Genomic DNA, 17,218 nt, shown 5'->3' on the forward strand with positions numbered 1-17,218 from the left:
TAATTTTTTCCCCCCGGCCCCCCCTTCCAAAGACTTTAACGGTTACTGTGGGATACTATCGCCACATCCGTAACCGATAAAAGTTTTGGGGAGGGGAGAGCGCGAGAGGGGAACCCTTTTTTCAAAAAGGGTTCCCCTCTCGCACCCTCTTTTCCCTCCCTTTTCTACAACTCCACCTGGACGCCAAGTTCCACCACGCGTCCCGGCGGCAGGCCGAAGTAGGCCGTGGCCGGGCGGGCGTTGCGGGACATGAGCGCGAAAAGCGACTTGCGAAAACCCGCCATCCGGGCCTTGCCCGTGGTGAGCAGGCTTTCGCGGCCGAGGAAAAACGTGGTGTCCGACGGCGGGTCGATGGGAATGCCCGTGGCCCGGGCCCGGGTCATGATCTTGGGGACGTCCGGGGTTTCCATGAAGCCGTAGCGGGCCAGGATGCGGAAAAAGCCCATGCCCAGTTCCTGGATTTCCAGCCGGTTGTCCTCGGGCACGTAGGGCGTGTCGGAGGCGGTGATGGTGAGGATGACCACGCTTTGGTGGAAGACCTTGTTGTGCTTGTAGTGGTGCAGCAGCGTCACGGGCGTGCCCTGGGGAGAGAGCGACATGAACACGGCGGTGCCCGGAACCCGCAGGGGCTCCTTGGCCGTCACCTCGCCGAGAAAGGTCCGAAGCGGCACTGTCGCGGCCAGAGATATCTGGCGTAGCGCCAGCCTGCCGTCGCGCCAGGTGGCCATGCACATGACCACCAAGGCGGCGATGACCAGCGGGAGCCAGCCGCCGTCGGCTATCTTGAGCAGGTTGGCCCCGAAAAAGGCCAGGTCGAAGACCAGAAAGACGAGAACCGGCGGCAGGACCCGCCAAAGGGGCTGGTTCCAGGTCCAGCGGGCCACGAAGAAATAGAGAACCGAGGTGATGCCCATGGTGGCCGTGACCGCGATGCCGTAGGCGGCGGCCAGGCGGCTGGATTCCTCGAAGGCCAGGGTCAGGCCGATGCAGGCCCACATGAGGGCGAAATTGACCTCGGGGATGTAGATCTGGCCTTCCATGGCGCTCGAGGTGTGCACGATGCGAAGCCTGGGGCACCAGCCGAGCTGGATGGCCTGCCGGGTCAGGGAAAAAACGCCGGATATGAGCGCCTGGGAGGCAATGACCGTGGCCACGGTGGACAGCGCGGCCATGGGGTAGAGCAGGACGTCGGGCACGAGGGTGTAAAACGGGTTGGCGGCATTGGCCGGATCGAGGAGCAGGCCGGCTCCCTGGCCGAAATAGTTGATGAGCAGGCAGGGGAAGACGATGACCAGCCAGGACAACTGGATGGGCCGACGGCCGAAATGGCCGAGGTCGGCGTAGAGCGCCTCGCCGCCGGTGATGCAAAGGACCACCGCGCCGAGGACCAGCACGCCGTGCAGCTGGTTGCGCTCGAAAAATTGGACGGCGTGCCAGGGATTGACGGCGGCCAGGACTTCCGGCGCGTTCAGGATTTCCTTGATGCCGAGGACGGCCAGGACCACGAACCACACCAGCATGACCGGACCGAAGATCTTGGCGATGCCGGCCGTGCCGTGGCGCTGGGCCATGAACAGGCCGAAAAGGATCACGCAGGTGATGGGCACGACCAGGGGCTGGGCGGCCGTTGTGGCCACGTTTAAGCCTTCCACGGCCGACAGCACGGAGATGGCCGGGGTGATGACGCCGTCGCCGTAGAGCAGCCCCGCGCCGCAAAGGGCCAGAAAGGTCAGCAAGGCCCGCACTTGCCGATGCCCCCGTTCCTTGGGCAGAAGCTCGCCCAGGGCGAAAATGCCGCCCTCGCCCTTGTTGTCGGCGGCCAGGATGAAGAGCACGTACTTGATGGTGATGACCATGGTCAGGGACCAGAAAAAAAGGGACAGCACGCCGAAGATGTTTTCCCGTGTCACGGCGATGGCGTGTATGCCGTAGAAGCACTCCTTCATGGCGTACAGCGGGCTTGTGCCGATGTCGCCGTACACCACGCCGAGCGCCCCGAAAGCCAGGACTGCGGTATGGGACAGGGGTTTGCCGGATTGCGGCCCGTGCTGGCTCATGCGGCCGGTCCTCGTCGTTGCCGGCTGGATGGCGGGAAAAACGCGTATGGCATGGAACTGGGGATCCTTGTTGCCGCAGTTGTTTGTCCGGCGGCGCGAATTCAGGAGCGTACGCCGAAGGTAACCTCAAGCCGTCGTGGCGGCAAGGTTGGTTCGGCGCGCGGGCGGACCATCTTGCCGCAAAACGGGCGGTTGGTGCACCCTGGCGCGCCGATGTTGCAAAAATGTCATTTGTGGCCGGAGGGGATGACGTCCCGGCCGGGACCGTCCAGGTACAGCAGGGTGGCGCCGCAGATGGCGCAGGGGAAAAGAAGGATGTTGAGCACCGGCACGAGCAGCGGCAGCCCGAAGCCGAGCAGGGTCAGGGGACGGGCGGCCATGGCCTTTAGCCGCACGGCGAAGCGGGGTTCGTCGCGGGCGTAGGCGAAATCGATGAACTCGAAGGCCAGCAGGGCCGCCGCGACCAGGGGCGCGAGGATCTGTCCGATGACGGGCACGAAGACGAGGAGCACGGGAACGGCGGCCACGAACACGGCCTGCTTGGCCTGCTCGAGCATCACCCGCCACCAGGGCAGGGTGTTTTCGTGGCTGGCCCCGTTGCCGCGCAGCTTGCGGACCATGCTCCCGGCGATGGCGTCGTAGATGGGCGAGGCCAGGATGGTGGCCACGACCATGAAGAGGAAATAGGACAGGACGAAGACCAGGGCGTAAAGCACCGCCTTGGCCACATGGACGTACAGCCAGTACAGCACGCCAAGCGCCTGGCCGGCGTCGACCGCCCGGGGCGACCAGATCAGGGCCAGCAGCTTGTCGTCATTGGCCGCGAAAACCCAGACACCGGCCGCGAACAGGACCAGGGTCAGGCCGAAGGGGATGGCCGTAAGGGCCAGGTAGCCTTTGTGGGCCAGGGCAAACCGGAAGCCTCGGGCATGGGCGAAGAGTCCCTTGGGAAAGGCGCTGAGCATGGCTGTGTTCTCCCTCTTGGTGGCATCGCGCATGGTCTGGGCATGGCCCGGGCACGTCCCGGCCGGGAGCCGCGCCGCGACCGGTTGCGCTGCGGTAAGCTATGGAAAACAATCAGTTGGGTGTATTGCGCTCAAGCTCGTCGGTTTCCTGCGGCGCTTCCTTGGCGGCAGGTTCCATCAGGCCCAGGGAGCCATGGCGTCCCTCGACTTCGTCGTCTGCGGCGGGGGTGATATTCGTTACTTGAAAAGGCATGCCCAGGGAATCCATATCGACATATCGCTTGGCTTCCTTATGGGCATGAGCCTCGTTATGGGCCAACACGACAACGTAATCCGTTTCGGATACGTCTTTTTTACGCCGAAACCAGCTATTTGTTACATGGACCTTGGTGGCGAAGTAGACACGGAATTTTTTCATGATGCGGGGATCTCCAAAAACGCTCGGAATAAGGGCGGTCAATGCCTGTTTCTTTCAGGCTCGTTCCGAGCTTCCAACAAAAATTATACTACGCCAATGTGCTCGTGGCGGCAAGCCTTTCCAGGGGCGTGCGGCGGCGGTCGGCCGGCTTGACCTCGTCGCATCCGTCCCACTAGCGTGCCGGATCGAGTGCAACCGTGACGGGAGGATAGCATGAAACGCATTGTTGCGGTGATGTTTTTTAATGTCCTGGTGATCGCCCTCGCGGCCGGGCCGGCCCGGTGCGCCGAGAAAAAAAACGAAGACGCCGGGGAGGTCCTTTTTGCCGCCAAACGGCTGGCCTGCGCCTTTACCCATGGGGTGGTGGCGGGATTCACGCCCCAGGGGTCGGTCAGTATCAAGCCGCCGCTCGATCCCAATGCCCCGGGCCTGAGTATCAACATCGTGGATCGCAAGGCCAAGCGGGTGGTGCTGGAGGAGGACGCCCTGGAAACGCCGGGCGTCTACATGACGAGCCCCGCGGGTCTGACCGCCATGGCGCGCTATCCCGACGGCGGCCTGACCGTGGTGACCGTCTATCCCCTGTATTCGGGGGCGTCGGACAATTTTCTCATGGTGGCCTCGCACCACGGCGCGGCCACCATGCCGCAGATGACCCAGCGCTACGGGTTGTGCCGGGTGGCCAGCGATGCGCCGTCCCCCGCGCCGACGCCGCCGCCCGCCGCCAAGGGGCACGGGGCGCATAAATGAACAGGCGCGGCGCGACGCTGCTGCTTGTCGCCTGTCTGCTCGCCCTGGCGTCGCCGGGGCTGGCCGATTACGACGACGCCTTGCGCGCTTTCGAGCGCGGCCAGGATGCCGTGGCCTTGCGCGAACTGGCCCCTCTGGTCAAGGCGGGCAGCCCTTCGGCGCTTTTTCTCTTGGGGGCGATGCGCGAGACGGGGCGCGGCGGAGCCAAGGACCCGGCCGGTGCGGCCAGGCTCTATCGCCAGGCGGCCGAGCGCGGCAACACGCCCGCCATGACCGCCCTGGGGCTGCTCTACTATCGGGGGGAAGGCGTTGCCCAAAGCGACGCCATGGCGTCGACGTATTTCCGGAAAGCGGCCGGCAAGGGCTCGGCCCGGGCGCTGTACCTGCTGGGGCTCATGCGGCTTTCCGGGCGCGGCGGACCGACGGCGGACGCGGTGGGGTATCTGCGCCGGGCGGTGCGGGCCGGCTCGCCCGAGGCGGCGGCCGTGCTCGGCGAGCTGCTGCTTGCCGGTCGGGGCGTGGTCGGAAATCCCGCCGCGGCCTACGCCATGGCCTTGGATGCCCTGGCCGGGGACCGGATCGATGCGGCCACGCGGGATCGTCTGACCGCCTTGGCCGAGCGCGCCGGAAAGGCCCTCGACCCGACCGTGGCCCTGCGCATCAAGGGCAAGGCCCGGGGACAGCAGGGGTCGCGCCGACGGGGACATGACGACGGGCCCGGGGGCGCGCCGGAAGGCCATGTGATCTCCGGCACGGGGTTTGTGGTCAGCCGGCTTGGCCATGTGCTGACCAACGCCCATGTGGCGGCGCACTGTCGTCGCCTCATGGCCGTGGTGGACGGCAGGCGCATGGCGGCGAGCCTGTTGCGGACGGATCCGGGCCATGACCTGGCCTTGCTGCGGCTGGCCGCATCCCCGCCCGAGGCGCTGGTTTTTCGCGAGGGCGACGCGCTCCCGGCCGGCACGCCCGTCTATGCCGCCGGGTATCCGGGGCGGGCGGCCCTCTCCGGCCGCCTGCGGGTCTCCGCTGGCCGGACCCGGGAACTGGCCCCGGGCGCGGGCCCGCGTCGGGAGCAGGCCGTGACGGCCGAGGTGTTGCCCGGCAACAGCGGCGGTCCGCTCCTCGACGCCGCCGGCCATGTGGCCGGCGTGGTGGCGGCCCGACGCGATACCGAAGGCGCGAGGCGATTGGCCGGGGACGCGCCGCCCGACATGGGATTCGTGGTGCCGCTGGGTGCGGTCAAGGTGTTTCTGGCCCGGGGGCAGGTGCCCATCGCCTCGGCCCCGTCGGCGCGAACCCTGGATGCGGCCGGGATCGCCCGGGCGGTATCCGGCAAGGTGGTGCCGCTTTTCTGTCAGACGGCCACCTCCGAACACGCGCCATAAAAAAGCCGGGGCCCGAAGGCCCCGGCCTGCGCCCGGTTTCCGATCGACCGCGTTTAGAACTTGTAGGTCAGGCCGCAGGCGACTTTCCAGGCGTCGCCCTCGCGGGACTTGGCGGCCAGACGGTGTCCCCAGACGCTGGTCTGGAACTGGCCGTGGGCCCAGCCGGTCTCGAGGACGGCGGCCAGGTTTTCATAGATCATGTACTTGGAGTCGAAGTTCACGCCCATGGCGAACTCGTTGGAGGTCAGGTCGCGTCCCATCTCGAAGTAGGGGTTGCTGCCCAGGGCCACGTTGACGGCGCGGATGGCCGCCGGGTTGTTGTTGCCGTGGATGTAGGTGTAGGTCAGGCGATGGGTCAGCTTCTCGATAAACGAGATGTTGTCCAGAGAAGCGCCGAGACCGTAGGCGCCGACCGGGTTCATGCCCATGTTCGAGTTCTTGGCCAGCACCTGGCTGTCGTCGAACAGGAAGCTGTTGCCGGGACCCCAGTTGCTGCGGATCTGCGGCATGCGTTCGGAGCCGTTGGAGTTGGAGTGATCCTCGCCGGTGGACCACCAGCCGAAGACCTTGGGCGTCAGGATATCCCAGCCGGTGTACTCGGCGCCGGCATCGAGGAACCAGCCCTCGCGCTTGCTCTTCTTGCGGTCGGACTGGGCGCCGGCGCCGTAGATCACGTCGGCGTAGAACTTCACCGGGTCAAGGGCGGTCACCTCGAACGCGCCGCCGGCCCACCAGTAGGCGTTCTGGTCGTTCTTCCACAGGGCCGGGGTCATGAAGGTGCCGGCGGAAACCAGGTTCTCGGCGAAGCTCTGCGAACTGAAGGTCGAGCTGCCGGCGGTGAAGTAGCCGGCGTTCTTGCCGGCCACGGTGATCACGCCCCACGGCGTGGCCTTGAAGCCGTCGAGGGTGATGGGCAGGGCCAGGAAGTAGGCGTCCAGCTCATCGGCCACCTGGGTGGTGGTGGTGTCGTAGGTGCGGTTGGTGTCGATCAGGCGGCCGAAGCCGGCGATCACGGCCAGGGTGTTGTCGATCAGCGGGGCCTTGACGGTCAGGGCGGCGATGCGGTCGCCGCCGAAGACCGGCGAGCCGTAGAACATGTTGCTGATCGGCAGGTCGATGTCCTGGAGGCCGGCGGTGATCTCGGCCGAGCAGCCCGGGAACTTGAATTGCAGGTAGGCCTGGTACACGGCGATGGCCACGGCCGGGTTGGCGGCGGTCAGGGTGCCGTGACCCCAGGTGTCCTCCACCTTGATGCCCAGTCTGAACTTCACGGCTTCATTGGCCACGAAGTCGGAACGCAGGCGGAAGCGTTCCCAGATCTCGAAGCGGTCTTCGGTCTTGGTGCCGGCGTGGGAGTAGGTCGGGGTGTTGGACGTCCAGGACGCGTTGTTCCAGCCGGTGTAGTTGTGTTCGGCGAAGAAGACGCCGTAGATGCGGGCGTCTCCGGTCATCTTCACCTCGGTGGACGCCTGGGCGCTGGCGAAGGCGCTCAGAGCGAACACCGCCGCAAGTGCGATGGTCCAAATGCGTTTCATGGTTCCTTCCTCCGGAAAAGCGGTTTTTATCGGAAAACCGTAGAGCGTATGAACCGGAAGATGGCGAGTCCTCCGGCGATCACGATTTTTGATTACAGGGTGTTTTGTGACTGTGCAATGGGGGTTCCGTATATATTGCTGGCAAAAGTTTAAAAATTTTTACTTGTTACTAAAAAGTAATGTTATAGTATGAATTATATCTCAAATGAAATAATCCACGCCGGACATTTGTCTTGCAGATGGATTTCGTGAGGGGATATGCAACAGGTCGGTACTATGAAATGTCCCATCTTTGGCGTCTGCCGGACTTGATTCCAATGCCGTTGCATCGTCTCCGGAAGAGACCGCAAATTCCCGCTCAAGCGTAAACGATGCAAAAAGATCGGCGGGGTGCTGCGGCGGAGATATTGGGAGGGACCGGCTTGTCGCGCCGCGTAGCAGTGGTGGAAATTCCTAAAAAAATACGCAATCCTTGAAATGAAAAGGCCGGGACCCAAAGGTCCCGGCCTTCGCGCCGGACGCCACGGACAAGGGGGCTAGAACTTGTAGTTCAAGCCGAAGGCGACCTTCCAGCTGTCGGCGCTGCGGGCGCGTTCGGCCAGGCGATGGCCCCAGACGCTGGTCTGGAATTGGCCGTGGGCCCAGCCGGTCTCCAGAACGGCGGCCAGGTTTTCGTAGATCATGTACTTGGAGTCGAGGTTGACGCCCATGACGTATTCCTCGGCCGTCAGGTCACGCCCCATCTGGAAGTAGGGGTTATCGCCGAGATAGGTGTTGAGGTAGCGTATGGCCTTGGCCGAGTTGGTGCCGCGCACGTAGGTGTAGGTCACGCGGCTGGTCAGCTTTTCCACGAAGGAAATGTTGTCGAGCGACGCGCCGATGCCCCAGTTGCCGACAGGGCTGACGCCCATGTTGGATTCCTTGCCGAGGATCTGGGTGTCGTCGAACAGGAAGCTGTTGCCCGCGCCCCAGCTGGAGTGGATGTAGGCCATGCGCTCGGAACCGTTGCGCGTGGAGCCGTCCTCGCCAGAGGACCACCAACCGAAGGCCTTGGGCGTCAGGACGTCCCAGCCGGTGTACTCCAGGCCGCCGTCGATGAACCAGCCTTCGCGCCTGTTCTTTTTGCGATCGGACTGGGCGCCGGCGCCGTAGATCACGTCGGCGTAGAGCTTGACCGGATCAAGGGCGGTCACCTCGAAGGAGCCGCCGATCCACCAGTAGGCGTTCTGGGCGTTCTTCCAACCGGCCGTCGTCACGAAGTCGCCGGCGGAAACCAGGTTCTGGCCGAAACCGGTGCTCCAGTAGTTGGCGTCGGCGCCGGCCACGCCCACCATGCCCCACGGGGTGACCTTGAAGCCGTCGACCGTGACGGGCAGGGCCAGGAAGTAGGCGTCGAACTCGTCGGCCACCTGGGTGGTGGTGGTGTCGTAGGTGCGGTTGGTGTCGATGGCGCGGCCGAAACCGGCGAGCAGCCCCAGGGTGTTGTCGATCAGCGGGGCCTTGATGGTCAGCGCGGCCATGCGGTCGCCGCCGAAGACCGGCGAAGTGTTAAACAGCGAGGAGTGGGGCAGGTCGAGGTCCTGCAACCCGGCGGTCACCTCGACGGCGCAGTTCGGCAACTTGAACTGCAGGTAGGCCTGGTACACGGAGATGGCCACGGCCGGGTTGGCGGCGGTCAGGGTGCCATGCCCCCAGGTGTCCTCCACCTTGATGCCGAGCCTGAACTTCACGGCCTCGTTGGCCACGAAGTCGGAGCGCAGGCGGAACCGTTCCCAAAGCTGAAAACGGTCTTCGGTTTTGGTTCCGGATTTGCTCCAGCTGGCCGGATTGGATCCGGACCAGGAGGCGGTATTCCAGCCCGTGAAGTTGTGATTGGCAAAATACACGCCGTAGATACGGGAGTCGCCCGTCATTTTGACTTCCGTCGTCGCGTTGGCCGCAGCCGCGGCCCCGAGCAACAGCGTGGCGAAGCACACCAGCAAGACAAGACGCTTCATGAATCCTTCCTCTTCGTTCATTCGTTGGCAATACATCCGGCGACAGTTCCGGCGGCGCGGAACATGACGCCCGTGTAATTCATTTTAGATCTGAAATGTTTGGATACGCTGTTATTTCAGGATATTGTCATATAAGTCATGAAACGGACAAGAAATTGTGACGGTTAGCGGGGGTATTGGAAGCGGCGGCATAAAAAAAGGCCGGGACCCGAAGGTCCCGGCCAAGGCGTCGGGAGGAGCGTGGCGTGGCTCGAACTAGAACTTGTAGGTCAGACCGAAAGCAACCTTCCAGGAATCGCCTTCGCGAGCCTGCTGGGCCAAGCGATGACCCCAGATGCTGGTCTTGAATTCGCCGTGGGACCAACCGGTCTCCATGACGGCGGCCAAGTTCTCGTAGATCATGTACTTGGTGTCGAAGTTGACCGCGACGAGGTACTCGTCCGTGGCCAGGTCACGACCCATCTGGTAGTAGGAGTTGGTGCCAAGGGCGTAGTTGAGAGTGCGGAGGGCCTTGGCGCTGTTGTTGCCATGCAGGTAGGTGAAGGTGAGGATGTGGGTCATCTTCTCGATGAACGAGATGTTGTTCAAAGAAGCGCCCAAGCCCCAGGCTCCGACGGGGTTGACACCCATGTTGGATTCCTTGCCGAGCTCCTGCGAATCGTCGAACAGGAAGCTGTTGCCCGGGCCCCAGTTGGGCAGCACGGTGGGCATACGCTCGGAACCGTTGCGGGTGGACTTGTCCTCACCGGTGGACCACCAGCCGAAGACCTGCGGGGTCAGCACGTCCCAACCGGTGTACTCGATGCCGAGGTCGATGAACCAACCCTGGCGCTTGGCGAACTTGCGGTCGTTTTCGGCACCGGCGCCGTAGATCACGTCGGCGTAGAAGTTGACCGGATCAAGAGCGGTCACCTCGAAGGTGCCGCCAGCCCACCAGTAGGCGTTCTGGTCGTTCTTCCAGCCGTTCAGGTAGGAACCGGCGGAAACCAAGTACTCGAGGAAGCCGGCGTCGCCGTAGTCGGCGTCCTTACCGGCAACACCGATGACGCCGTACGGGGTCACCTTGAAACCATCCACCGTGATGGGCAGGGCCAGCAGGTAGACGTCGAACTCGTCGGCCACCTGGGTGGTGGTGGTGTCGTAGGTGCGATTGGTGTCGATCATGCGGGCGAAGCCGGCGGTCACGGCCAGGGTGTCCTTGATCAGCGGGGCGGACACGACCAGGGCCGCGGCGCGGTCGCCGCCGAACACGACGGAGTCGTTGAAAAACGAGCTCGTCGGGAACGACAGGTCCTGCAGACCGGCAGTCACCTGGACATCGCAATCCGGCAGCTTGAACTGCAGGTAGGCCTGGTAGACGGAGATGGCGACGGCCGGGTTGGCGGCGGTCAGGGTGCCATGACCCCAGACGTCCTCCACCTTGATGCCCAGGCGGAACTTCACGGCCTCGTTGGCCACGAAGTCGGAGCGCAGACGAAAACGTTCCCAGATCTGGAAACGGTCTTCGGTCTGGGTGGCATTAGCATTCCAGCCAGTATAGTTGTGGTTGGCGAAAAAAACGCCGTAGACGCGGGCGTCACCGGTCATTTTGACCTCGGTGGCGGCCGAGGCGACACTGGCAATGCCCAGGATCAGGGCGGCCAGCGTGGCCAGGATGGCAAAACGCTTCATAAGATTCCTTCCTCCTCAAAGTTGCGCGTAAAACGCTGCGCGTTCCCGACGCCAGCGAAACGGGTGGCGTCCCGTCTCGATTTTTCAACTAAGTAAAGAATTACAAAATTGCAACAAGGAAAAGGCGGTTTTCGGACAAAAGTTTAAATTTTTTTACGCGCCGTGCCAGAAGTGCCACTCCCGACTGTAATTTTTAAATAAAAAAAAGGCCGGGGTCTTGCGACCCCGGCCTTGTGGCCGTTGGTGGGATGCCTTTGCGCTAGAACTTGTAGCTGAGCCCGAAAGCGATCTTGAGCGGGTCGCCGACGCGAGACCGTTCAGCCAGGCGATGGCCCCAGACGCTGGTCTGGAACTGGCCGTGAGCCCAACCGGCTTCCAGGACGGCGGCCAGGTTCTCGTAGATCTGGTACTTGGTGTCGAAGCCGACGCTGATGATGCTTTCCTCGGTGGTCAGGTCACGCCCCATGGTGAAGTAGGGGTTGCTGCCCATGTAGGTGTTCAGGTACCGGATGGCGCGCGCCGAGTTGTTGCCGCGCAGGTAGATGAAGCTCAACCGGTGCGTGAGTTTCTCGACGAACGTAATGTTGTCGAGGGCGGCGCCGAGGCCCATGGAACCGATGGGGTTGACGCCGAGGTTGCTGTCCTTGCTGAGTTCCTGCGAGCTGTCGAAGAGGAAGTTGTTGCCCGGACCCCAGTTGGACAGGATTGAAGGCATGCGCTCGGAACCGTTGCCGGTCGACTTGTCCTCACCGGTGGACCACCAGGCGAACACCTGCGGGGTGACGACATCCAGGCCGGTGTACTCGGCGCCGAAGTCGATGAACCAGCCCTGGCGCTGATCCTTCTTGCGGTCGCCCTGGTTGCCGGCGCCGTAGATCACGTCGGCGTAGAACTTCACCGGATCAAGGGCGGTCACCTCGAAGGAGCCGCCGGCCCACCAGTAGGGATTCTGGGCGTTGCGCATCCCGGTGGGGGTCAGGAAGGTGCCGGCAGACAGCAGGCTGTCGGCGTCGGTCGAGTTGGGACCGTAGGAACCGGCGGTGAAGTAGTCGGCCTCACGCCCGGCGACGGCGATGGCACCGTACGGGGTCACCTTGAAGCCCGGCACGGTGATGGGCAGGGCCAGCATGTACAGGTCCATCTCATCGGCCACCTGGGTGGTGGTGGTGTCATACGTCCGGTTGCTGTCCAGCATGCGGGCGTAGGCCGCGACGACCGAGAAGGTGTCCGGCACCACCGGCGCATTGATCACCAGGGCGGCGGCGCGGTCGCCGCCGAAGATCACCGAGTCGCTGAAGAAGGCGTTGGCCGGCAGGGAGAAGTCCTGCAGACCGGCGCTCACCTGGATGTCGCAATCCGGCAGCTTGAACTGCAGGTAGGCCTGGTAGACGGAAACGGCCGTGGTGGGGTTGGCGGCGGTGAAGGTGCCATGACCCCAAACATCCTCGACCTTGATGCCCAGACGGAATTTCACGGCCTCGTTGGCCACGAAATCGGTACGCAGGCGGAAGCGTTCCCAAATCTGGAACCGGTCCTCGGTCTGGGTGCCGGCGCCGGTGTAGCTGCCGGAATTGTTGTTCCAGCTGCCCGTGCTCCAACCCGTGAAGTTATGGTTTTGAAAATAGTTGCCATAAACGTACGCGTCGCCCGTCATCTTCACTTCGGTGGCGGCGGACGCGGCCACGACGCTGCCCGCCACAAGGGCGAACGCGATGGCCAACAGGCCTAAACGTTTCATAAATCCTTCCTCCTTTGCGGAAATGCGGTCCGCACCGAACGGCCTCCACGCTGGACCCGACTGGCGAAGCCGACTCTAGCGTGGCGCGTTGGAGGCTACGCCTAAGTTACAAAAGGGTGCAAGAAAGGGTGGATCGTTAACTTATTGAAATGATTGGGTACAATATTACAAATCGGTAACATGTTCTGAAGGGGCACCGCCGAAGTCACGCAATCGTAACTCGATTTCGGGAACGCCGGAAAAATAGGTGATCTTCGGCGAGTAGGCGATGCGCACCGTGGAGCCCTTCGACTGCGTGCCCACCTCGCCGGCCATGCCCCAGCCCTTGCCGCGCAGGGTGATGCCGGCTGCCGGGTCGCGCAGGGTCAGCGCGACATGGTTTTGCCCGAAGGGCCGCCTGGTGACCACCGACACCGGCGGCGAGGCGAAGACCGGCTCGGGGTTGCCGCAGCCGAAAGGCTCCATCAGCCCGATTTCCCGGATAAAGGTGGCCGTGACGCCGTCAAAGGCCAGCTCGGCGTCCACGGTCAGCGAGGGCGTCGGCGGGGTTCCTCCGAGGGCCTTGGCCGCCGCCTCGTCGAAGCGGCGGGTCAGGAGCGGCAGGTTGTCCGGTGTGATGGACAGGCCCGCCGCCTGCCGGTGGCCGCCGAAGGAGCGCAGCACGTCCTGGATTTCGGTCAAGAGGCCATGCAGGTCGCACTCCGGGATGGAACGGCCCGAGCCCTTGAGCACGCCCTTGGCCTCGTCGGCGGTGAGGATCAGCGTCGGGCGGTAGCGGCGCTCGGCCACCCGCGAGGCCACGATGCCGATGACCCCCTGGTGCCAGTGGGGGGCGAACAGGGTCAGGCCGTGGCCGTTCGGGCAGGCGTCGGCCTGGGCCAGCGCCTCGGCCAGGATGGCGTCCTCCTCGGCCCGGCGTCGGGTATTTTCCGCATCGAGGTCGGCGGCCAGCGGCCGGGCGACGTCGAGGTCCGGGGCGAGGAGCAGGTCGAGGGCCGTGTCGGGGCGGCCCATGCGGCCGGCGGCGTTGATGCGCGGGGCCAGGCCGAAGGTCACCTGGGACGCGCCGAGGGTCGCCTTGGGGTTATGGCCGCTGACTTCCTTTAGGGCATGGATGCCGGGTCGGCGCGCTTCGGCCAGAAGAAGCAGGCCGTTTTTGGCCAGGATGCGGTTGGGGCCGCGAAGGGGCACCACGTCGGCCAGGGTGCCGAGCGCCACCAGGTCGAGCAGGCGGCGCACGTCGCTTGGCTCGCCGGGCAAAAGGCGGTTCACGGCGGCGGCCAGGAAAAAGGCCACGCCCACCCCGGCCAGGTCGGTGCCCGGGCAGTCGGCCAGCTTGGGATCGACCACGGCGTCGGCCGGCGGCAGTTCGGGGCCGGGCAGGTGGTGGTCGGTGACGATGACGGCAAGGCCCAGTTCCTTGGCCCGGGCCACGGCCTCCACGCCGCCGATGCCGCAGTCCACGGTGACGAGGACCTGCGCGCCGTCGCGGGCGAGTTCCTCGATGCCGGGGATGTTGAGGCCGTAGCCTTCGGCCGCCCGTTCGGGCAGCCGCCACAAGGGGGCGTGGCCGCGCCCGCGCAGGAACTCCAGCAGCAGGGCCGTGGCCGTGATGCCATCCACGTCGTAATCGCCCCATACGGCCACTTTCTTGCCGTGGGCGAGGCTTTGGGCCAAAAGCGCGGCCGCCGCGTCCATGCCCGGAATCGTGCCGGGGTGCATGAGGCGGCGCAGGCCCGGGGACAGGTAGGCGTCCATGGTTTCGGCCGTGGTCAGGCCACGCGTGTAAAGCAGGGCGGCCAGGGTCGGGGAGACGCCGAGGGCGTCGGCCAGGACGTCGGCCGTCTGGGGCGCGACGTCGGCGGCGGGGAAAATCCAGCGTTTGGGCACGATCACTCCGAAGGGAAAGAAACAGGATGCCCGGGCGGACCCGGCAAGGCAAGTGGAACTCAGCCGATGGCCGCGGCCAGCAGTCCGGGGTTGCGCGCGGCTAGGGCCGAGGCGGTGGCCTCCCGGGCCGTGTCCGGCCGGAGCCCCACGCCGGGAGCCAGGGGGGAAATCAGGTCTCCGTCGGGCAAGGGCGCTCCCGCGCGCTCGTGCACACAGGCGTCGGCCAGGCTCAAAAGCCGGCAGGGTTCGGGGTTTTCCGGGGCGGCGTCCGGGGCATGGTGCCAGTTGACGGGCTCGGTGAGGCGTTGCGGCAGATTCCAGGACGCGAGCACCATGGCCCCGATCAGGCCATGGTCCAGGCCCCAGTGGCGCTCCTCGGCCTCGTGCCAGGGCAGGTCCTGGGCCGCGGCCAGCTGCGCCTCGGCCAGCCAGTCGCCCGGCCGGTACAGGGCGGTGATAAGCTTGCCGAGGTCATGGAGCAGGCCGGCGGTGAAGGCATCGTCTGGGTCCATGACGCCGCTTTCCCGGGCCAGTTCCATGGCCGCCACGGCCACGGACAGCTGGTGCTCGAGATAGGGGGAAAGCACAAAACCCGGGGGGAGGGGGCGGGCTGCGGCCAGCCCGCGCATGCCGAGCGCCAGCACCAGCCCGCGCACCTCGCGAAGCCCCAACACGGCCACGGCCCGGGCGACGTTGCCGACCTCGGCCTGCAACCCGTAAAACGCGGAATTGGCGAGCCCCAGCACCCGGGCCGAAAGCCCCTGGTCCTCGGCGATGGCGCAGGCGATGGCTTCGAGGGGCGAAGCGCCGTCTTCTTCGGTCAGGCGGAAAAGCCGGGTGAGCAGGGCGGGGGAGAAGGGCAGGTCATCGCGGACGGCGGGCAGTTCGAGTAAAAACCGCTGCGCCCGTTCCTGATTCATGAGGGGTCGTCCGCCGGGGTCTCGGCATCGGAGGCCTTGGGGGCGGAGGCTTTGGCGGCGGGGGCCTCGGCAAGGGGTTGCGACGGCAGGTCGCCCACCTTGGCCAGGCCCTTTTCCTCGAGAAAGGCGGCAAAGCGCCGCGATTCGCTGTGGTCGGGGTTTAGGGCCAGGGCTTTTTGCAGGTACTCCATGGTCCTGGCATAGTCTTTCTTGTCGAAGAAAGCCCGGGCAATGTTGAACATCAGGTTGTCGTCGCGGAGGGCCAGTTCCTCGGCCCGCTGGTAGTAGGTGAGCGCCTGGTCGAGCATCTTGTTTTTGCGCAGGTTGATGCCGAACTCGTTGAAGAGGTGTTTGTGGTCCTTGTCAAAGGCGGCGTCGAGGCGCACCAGGCGCTGAAAGATGTCGTCGGCCTTGTTGGCCTCGCCCCGGTCGAGGTAGGTGAGCCCCAGGCCGAAATTCGCCCGGATGTTCTCCTCGTCCACGGCCAGTGCCTGGCCGAATTCCAGCTCGGCGCTGAAGTTCTCGCCCTTTTCCCGGTGTCGCTCCCCTTTCTGGATGACCATGTTGAGTTCGCGCAGCCTCGGATAGACCGTGGACACGTAGAATTCCGGCTCCGGGGAAAATTTTTCCAGCAGCTCTTCCAGCCCGACGCGGCGCTTGGGGCCGGAAGGGACGTAATTCTTGTTGAGCGGCTGGATTTCCAGGGAACCGGCCGTGTCCTCCTCCACGAACCAGTACATCTTCTGGATGGTGCGGCGGGTGGTGGTGCCCGTGCCCACCTTTTGGATGGCCTGGGTGGAGAAGATGCCCTTGATGCGTTCGCGGGGCTTGCCGGCGGAATTCGCGGCCGGCGCGGCGCCCGGGGTGTGGTTATTGTGGCGTTGTTCGGTCATGGCGTTTGGGGCGATACGGCTGAAATTTTTTTCGATTTAACCGGAAAGAGCCCGCCTGGTCAACGCGCAATACGAAAAAGCAGGCGTCAGATGGCCGCCTCCCATTGGGCCAGCAGTTCGGGAATCAGGTGCGGATGACAGCGGGGCCGGCGGCGTTCGGCCATGTAAACGGCTCGCAGGTCGGCGTACGCCGTCTCCAGTTCGGCGTTTTCCACCCAGTAGTCGAAAAGCGGGGCCTGGGCGATTTCCTTGGACGCGGCGGCCAGCCTGCCCGCCACCATTTCCGGCGAATCCGTGCCCCGGCCGGACAGGCGGCGGGTCAGTTCGGCCCGGGAGGGCGGCAGGATGAAGACGTAGGCCCCTTGCCCGAGGCTTTGGCGCAGTTGGGCCGCGCCCTGGACGTCCACGTCGAAGAGCACGTCGCGGCCGGCGGCCAGGGCCTGGCGCACGGGGGCAAGGGGCGTGCCGTAGAAATTGCCGTGGACCTCGGCCCATTCGGCCAGTTTCCCGGCGTCGCGCCAGGCGGCGAAGTCCTCCCGGGAAAGGAAATGGTAGTGCACCCCGTCCACCTCGCCATGGCGCGGCGGACGGGTGGTGGCGGACACGGAAAAGGACAGGACGGGAAATTCGGTGCACAGCTTTTGGATCAGCGTGGATTTGCCCGCGCCGGACGGGGCGCAGATGACCATGAAAAGTCCCAGTCGCTTAGACGGCATTGGTGTCCTCCTCCACGGCGAAACGGGCGCCGAGCGTTTCGGCCTGGATGCCCGAGAGGATCACGTGGTTGGAATCGGTGATGATGATGGCGCGGGTCTTGCGGCCCTGGGTCGCGTCGATGAGGCGTTTTTCGGCCCGGGCGTCCTCGCGCAGGCGGCGCATGGGCGAGGACGCGGGGTTGACGATGGCCGTGACGCGTGACGCCGCGACATAGTTGCCGAAACCGATATTGAGCAGCGTTTGGCGCATGGCCTCCCCTCGGGCACAAAGATAACGGGCGAC

General features: G+C 64.8%; 14 protein-coding genes. 2 read left to right on the top strand and 12 right to left on the bottom strand.

All coding sequences use genetic code 11. From position 1 onward, the window contains the following. Positions 1 to 164: 164 nt before the first annotated feature. From ACMZ6R_RS02135 to ACMZ6R_RS02145, 3 genes are all read right to left on the bottom strand, one after another. Positions 165 to 2,057 carry a potassium transporter Kup gene (locus ACMZ6R_RS02135; protein ID WP_416109142.1) on the bottom strand — a complete coding sequence of 631 codons (1,893 nt, stop codon included), beginning with the start codon at positions 2,055 to 2,057 and terminating at the stop codon, positions 165 to 167. 227 nt (positions 2,058 to 2,284) lie between these two features. Continuing rightward, complete coding sequence (locus ACMZ6R_RS02140; RefSeq protein ID WP_416109144.1) at positions 2,285 to 3,022, bottom strand: EI24 domain-containing protein; 738 nt, start codon at positions 3,020 to 3,022, stop codon at positions 2,285 to 2,287. A 112-nt stretch (positions 3,023 to 3,134) separates the two neighbouring features. Beyond that, complete coding sequence (locus ACMZ6R_RS02145; protein WP_416109145.1) at positions 3,135 to 3,440, bottom strand: hypothetical protein; 306 nt, start codon at positions 3,438 to 3,440, stop codon at positions 3,135 to 3,137. 213 nt (positions 3,441 to 3,653) lie between these two features. Between ACMZ6R_RS02145 and ACMZ6R_RS02150 the strand changes: the two genes are divergently transcribed. Both ACMZ6R_RS02150 and ACMZ6R_RS02155 read left to right on the top strand, forming a co-directional pair. Next, positions 3,654 to 4,190, top strand: a complete 537-nt coding sequence (locus tag ACMZ6R_RS02150; RefSeq protein ID WP_416109147.1) for a hypothetical protein — start codon at positions 3,654 to 3,656, stop codon at positions 4,188 to 4,190. Then, positions 4,187 to 5,575 carry a tetratricopeptide repeat-containing serine protease family protein gene (locus ACMZ6R_RS02155; protein WP_416109148.1) on the top strand — a complete coding sequence of 463 codons (1,389 nt, stop codon included), beginning with the start codon at positions 4,187 to 4,189 and terminating at the stop codon, positions 5,573 to 5,575. The genes ACMZ6R_RS02150 and ACMZ6R_RS02155 overlap by 4 nt, the downstream gene beginning before the upstream one ends. A 53-nt stretch (positions 5,576 to 5,628) precedes the next feature. Here the strand turns inward: ACMZ6R_RS02155 and ACMZ6R_RS02160 are convergent, their stop codons facing one another. From ACMZ6R_RS02160 to ACMZ6R_RS02200, 9 genes are all read right to left on the bottom strand, one after another. Next, entirely contained in the window at positions 5,629 to 7,110 is a 1,482-nt protein-coding gene (locus tag ACMZ6R_RS02160) for an outer membrane homotrimeric porin (protein ID WP_416109149.1), read from the bottom strand. A 536-nt stretch (positions 7,111 to 7,646) separates the two neighbouring features. Beyond that, entirely contained in the window at positions 7,647 to 9,107 is a 1,461-nt protein-coding gene (locus ACMZ6R_RS02165) for an outer membrane homotrimeric porin (RefSeq protein WP_416109150.1), read from the bottom strand. A 255-nt stretch (positions 9,108 to 9,362) separates the two neighbouring features. Continuing rightward, a complete protein-coding gene (locus ACMZ6R_RS02170; RefSeq protein ID WP_416109152.1) occupies positions 9,363 to 10,778 on the bottom strand; it encodes an outer membrane homotrimeric porin in 1,416 nt (471 codons plus the stop codon). 259 nt (positions 10,779 to 11,037) lie between these two features. After that, positions 11,038 to 12,516 carry an outer membrane homotrimeric porin gene (locus ACMZ6R_RS02175; protein ID WP_416109153.1) on the bottom strand — a complete coding sequence of 493 codons (1,479 nt, stop codon included), beginning with the start codon at positions 12,514 to 12,516 and terminating at the stop codon, positions 11,038 to 11,040. A 165-nt stretch (positions 12,517 to 12,681) separates the two neighbouring features. After that, positions 12,682 to 14,406, bottom strand: coding sequence for a single-stranded-DNA-specific exonuclease RecJ (gene recJ / locus ACMZ6R_RS02180; protein ID WP_416109154.1), 1,725 nt, complete (start codon positions 14,404 to 14,406; stop codon positions 12,682 to 12,684). A gap of 59 nt (positions 14,407 to 14,465) precedes the next feature. Next, positions 14,466 to 15,326: an HDOD domain-containing protein gene (locus ACMZ6R_RS02185; protein ID WP_416109156.1), complete on the bottom strand. Its 861-nt coding sequence runs from the start codon at positions 15,324 to 15,326 to the stop codon at positions 14,466 to 14,468. Then, positions 15,323 to 16,219 carry a tetratricopeptide repeat protein gene (locus ACMZ6R_RS02190; RefSeq protein WP_416109158.1) on the bottom strand — a complete coding sequence of 299 codons (897 nt, stop codon included), beginning with the start codon at positions 16,217 to 16,219 and terminating at the stop codon, positions 15,323 to 15,325. The genes ACMZ6R_RS02185 and ACMZ6R_RS02190 overlap by 4 nt, the downstream gene beginning before the upstream one ends. 86 nt (positions 16,220 to 16,305) lie before the next feature. Then, positions 16,306 to 16,935 carry a guanylate kinase gene (gene gmk / locus ACMZ6R_RS02195; RefSeq protein WP_416109159.1) on the bottom strand — a complete coding sequence of 210 codons (630 nt, stop codon included), beginning with the start codon at positions 16,933 to 16,935 and terminating at the stop codon, positions 16,306 to 16,308. Further along, positions 16,925 to 17,185: a DUF370 domain-containing protein gene (locus ACMZ6R_RS02200; protein ID WP_416109161.1), complete on the bottom strand. Its 261-nt coding sequence runs from the start codon at positions 17,183 to 17,185 to the stop codon at positions 16,925 to 16,927. The genes gmk and ACMZ6R_RS02200 overlap by 11 nt, the downstream gene beginning before the upstream one ends. Positions 17,186 to 17,218: the final 33 nt, after the last annotated feature.

Origin of the sequence: Solidesulfovibrio sp. C21, assembly GCF_047785625.1 — a bacterium.
Lineage (GTDB): Bacteria > Desulfobacterota > Desulfovibrionia > Desulfovibrionales > Desulfovibrionaceae > Solidesulfovibrio.

Coding starts and splice junctions, on each gene's coding strand:
- ACMZ6R_RS02170 (WP_416109152.1), bottom strand. CDS start 10,778: ATGAAGCGTTTTGCCATCCTGGCCACGCTGGCCGCCCTGATCCTGGGC.
- ACMZ6R_RS02140 (WP_416109144.1), bottom strand. CDS start 3,022: ATGCTCAGCGCCTTTCCCAAGGGACTCTTCGCCCATGCCCGAGGCTTC.
- ACMZ6R_RS02190 (WP_416109158.1), bottom strand. CDS start 16,219: ATGACCGAACAACGCCACAATAACCACACCCCGGGCGCCGCGCCGGCC.
- ACMZ6R_RS02165 (WP_416109150.1), bottom strand. CDS start 9,107: ATGAAGCGTCTTGTCTTGCTGGTGTGCTTCGCCACGCTGTTGCTCGGG.
- ACMZ6R_RS02200 (WP_416109161.1), bottom strand. CDS start 17,185: ATGCGCCAAACGCTGCTCAATATCGGTTTCGGCAACTATGTCGCGGCG.
- ACMZ6R_RS02175 (WP_416109153.1), bottom strand. CDS start 12,516: ATGAAACGTTTAGGCCTGTTGGCCATCGCGTTCGCCCTTGTGGCGGGC.
- gmk (WP_416109159.1), bottom strand. CDS start 16,935: ATGCCGTCTAAGCGACTGGGACTTTTCATGGTCATCTGCGCCCCGTCC.
- ACMZ6R_RS02185 (WP_416109156.1), bottom strand. CDS start 15,326: ATGAATCAGGAACGGGCGCAGCGGTTTTTACTCGAACTGCCCGCCGTC.
- ACMZ6R_RS02150 (WP_416109147.1), top strand. CDS start 3,654: ATGAAACGCATTGTTGCGGTGATGTTTTTTAATGTCCTGGTGATCGCC.
- ACMZ6R_RS02135 (WP_416109142.1), bottom strand. CDS start 2,057: ATGAGCCAGCACGGGCCGCAATCCGGCAAACCCCTGTCCCATACCGCA.
- ACMZ6R_RS02155 (WP_416109148.1), top strand. CDS start 4,187: ATGAACAGGCGCGGCGCGACGCTGCTGCTTGTCGCCTGTCTGCTCGCC.
- ACMZ6R_RS02160 (WP_416109149.1), bottom strand. CDS start 7,110: ATGAAACGCATTTGGACCATCGCACTTGCGGCGGTGTTCGCTCTGAGC.
- ACMZ6R_RS02145 (WP_416109145.1), bottom strand. CDS start 3,440: ATGAAAAAATTCCGTGTCTACTTCGCCACCAAGGTCCATGTAACAAAT.